Raw genomic sequence first — 3104 nt, 5'->3', positions numbered from 1 at the left:
GGGCGCGGCAGGGCGGGGCGCCGACGGCCGCGCGGCGGGCTTGGCGGCCGGCTTGGTCGCCTGCTTCGCGGCCGGCTTGGCCACCGGCTTGGATTTGCGGGGCGGCGCCGGCGGGGGGGCGCCGCCGTTGATCTCGCTCTCCAGCAAGTCCATGTTGAACTGCGCGTCGGAGAAATCGACCYGGTCGCGCTGCGCCACGCCCTGCGCCGGCGTCTGCGCGACGTCGGCCTGCTCGGGGTGGAAGAAGCGCGAGTGGATGCGGTCGTCTTCGCTCAGCTGGAAGATGTCGTCATCGTCCGGCGGCTCGGGCAGCGGCTGGAACGACGGCGTGGCCTGGGGGGCGGCGACCGGTGCGGCGGCGATCGGGGTGGGCGGGGGCGGGGTCGGGGGACGCCACTCCGGCGGGGAGTCGCGCTCCAGGTCGAACAGGCCCTCGAGCGCGTTGAAGACCTCGTCGCAGCGCCCGCAGCGGACCCAGCCTTCGGAGACCTTGAGCTGGTCCTGGACGACCCGGAAGACGGTACCGCAGGCAGTGCAACGAGTGGCCAGGCTCATGGCGAAATCATGCCATGGCCTTCTTCCGCGCCGTCATCAGGATCCAGCCTTCTTCCTGGTCGCTCACGTCCAGCGTGCACCAGGGCGCATAGGCGGCCTTCAGCTCGTCGGCCTGGCGCTCGAGGATGCCGGCCAGCACCAGGTCGCCGCCCGCGGCCACGTGGCCGCACAGCAGCGGGGCCAGCAGCTTCAGCGGCGACGCGAGGATGTTCGCGAGCACCAGCGGGTACTCGCCATGCGCCGCATCCGGCAGGCCGGCGTCGAGCGTGACGCCGTTGGCGTCGGCATTGGCGCGCGTCGATTCGACGGCGGCCGGGTCGATGTCGACGGCATCGATGCCGCGCCCGCCATGCAGCGCCGCGCCGATCGCGAGGATGCCGGAGCCGCAGCCGTAGTCGAGCACGCGCTGCCAGCCGGCCGCGCGCGCGGGGGCCTGCGTCGCGATCCAGCGCAGGCACATGCGCGTCGTCGGGTGCGTGCYGGTGCCGAACGCGAGGCCCGGGTCGAGCCGGATCACGGTGCGCGCCTGCGCCGGCGGCTCGTGCCAGGTCGGCACGATCCAGAACGTGTCGGTGACCGGCACCGGCGCGAACTGCGATTGCGTCAGGCGCACCCAGTCCTGTTCCTCGACCTTCTGCAGCGCCTGCAGCTGCACGCCGCCCGCCCAGTCCTGCGCGAGCAGCAGCGCGCCGGCCTCGGTGGCGGCGTCTTCCTCGGCGAACAGCGCCTTCACGACCGAGCGCTGCCAGCCGCCGCGCGGCGCCGGCATGCCCGGCTCGCCGAACAGCGCGTGCTCGGCATCGGTGTCGGCATCGGCATCCTCGACCGAGACCGACAAGGCCTGCAACTCGTCCATCAGCGCATCGCTGACGGGCTCGACCAGGTCTTCGGGGACCAGCAACAGCAGTTCGAACATCAACGGCTCATCGCTTGTGTTGCGACATCCAGCCTTCGAGGTAATGGATGCTGGTGCCCCCCTCGATGAACTTGGCGTCGGCCATCAGCTCGCGGTGCAGCGGGATGTTGGTCAGGATGCCCTCGACCACCGTCTCCGACAGCGCGATGCGCATGCGCGCAAGCGCCTGGTCGCGGGTGTCGCCGTGCGTGATGATCTTGCCGATCATCGAGTCGTAGTTCGGCGGCACGAAGTAGTTCGTGTACGCATGCGAGTCGACGCGCACGCCCGGCCCGCCCGGCGCATGCCAGGTCGTGATGCGGCCCGGCGACGGCGTGAACTTGTACGGGTCCTCGGCGTTGACGCGGCACTCGATCGCATGCCCGCGCATCTGGATCTGGCGCTGCTGGAACGGCAGCTTCTCGCCGGCGGCCACGCGGATCTGCATCTGCACGATGTCGATGCCGGTCACCAGCTCGGTCACCGGGTGCTCCACCTGCACGCGGKTGTTCATCTCGATGAAATAGAACTCGCCGTTCTCGTACAGGAACTCGAAGGTGCCGGCGCCGCGGTAGCCGATGCGCTTGCAGGCGGCGGCGCAGCGGTCGCCGATCTTCTCGATGACGCGGCGCGGGATGCCCGGCGCCGGCGCCTCTTCGATGATCTTCTGGTGGCGGCGCTGCATCGAGCAGTCGCGCTCGCCCAGCCAGACGGCGTTCTTGTGCTCGTCGGCCAGCACCTGGATCTCGATGTGACGCGGGTTCTCGAGGAACTTCTCCATGTAGACGGCAGAGTTGCCGAAGGCCGCGCCGGCCTCCGCGCGCGTGGTCTGCACCGCATGGATCAGCGCCGCCTCGGTGTGCACGACGCGCATGCCGCGCCCGCCGCCGCCGCCGGCCGCCTTGATGATCACCGGGTAGCCGACCGCGCGGCCGGTCTTGATGATCTCCTTCGGGTCGTCGGGCAGCGCGCCCTCGGAGCCCGGCACGCAGGGCACGCCGGCCTTGATCATCGACTGCTTGGCCGACACCTTGTCGCCCATCGTGCGGATCGCATCGGGCGTCGGGCCGATGAAGACGAAGCCGCTCTGCTCGACGCGCTCGGCGAAATCGGCGTTCTCCGACAGGAAGCCGTAGCCGGGGTGGATGGCCTCGGCATCGGTCACCTCGGCGGTCGAGATGATGGCCGGCATGTTGAGGTAGCTCTGCGCCGACTGGGCCGGGCCGATGCACACCGCCTCGTCGGCCAGCTTCACGTACTTGGCGTCGCGGTCGGCCTCGGAATAGACGACGACCGACTTGATGCCCATCTCGCGGCAGGCCCGCTGGATGCGCAACGCGATCTCGCCTCGATTGGCGATCAGGATCTTCTTGAACATGCGGACAGCCTTATTCGATGATGAACAAGGGCTGGCCGAACTCGACCGGCTGGCCGTTGGCGCACAGGATCTTCGTGACGGTGCCGGACTTGTCGGCCTCGATCTCGTTCATGATCTTCATCGCCTCGATGATGCAGATCGGCTCGCCTTCCYTGATGGTGCTGCCCACTTCGACGAAGGGCTTGGCGCCCGGGCTGGCGGCGCCGTAGAAGGTGCCGACCATCGGCGACTTGACGGTGTGGCCGGCCGGCGCGGCGGGCGCCTCGGCCGGGGCTG

Annotated in this window: 4 protein-coding genes; all 4 read right to left on the bottom strand. The window is 69.8% G+C overall.

Annotated features, from left to right (window positions below; genetic code table 11):
• Positions 1-555 (bottom strand): zinc-ribbon domain-containing protein (locus tag AC1DXV_RS33075; RefSeq protein ID WP_477937749.1); only part of this gene is annotated, 555 nt, incomplete at its 3' end.
• A 7-nt stretch (positions 556-562) separates the two neighbouring features.
• On the bottom strand, positions 563-1471 hold the full coding sequence (gene prmA / locus AC1DXV_RS33070; RefSeq protein WP_477937747.1) for a 50S ribosomal protein L11 methyltransferase: 909 nt from the start codon (positions 1469-1471) through the stop codon (positions 563-565).
• A 7-nt stretch (positions 1472-1478) separates the two neighbouring features.
• The gene (gene accC / locus AC1DXV_RS33065) at positions 1479-2828 is read right to left on the bottom strand and encodes an acetyl-CoA carboxylase biotin carboxylase subunit (RefSeq protein WP_477937745.1); all 1350 of its coding nucleotides are present in this window, start codon (positions 2826-2828) and stop codon (positions 1479-1481) included.
• Between the two features lie 10 nt (positions 2829-2838).
• The coding region (gene accB / locus AC1DXV_RS33060) for an acetyl-CoA carboxylase biotin carboxyl carrier protein (RefSeq protein WP_477937743.1) at positions 2839-3104 on the bottom strand (266 nt) is incomplete at its 5' end.

It is taken from the genome of Rhizobacter sp. P3_C12 (assembly GCF_056402735.1).
The sequence above is the reverse complement of the archived record's forward strand: the minus strand, read 5'-3'. Positions and strand labels throughout refer to the sequence as shown.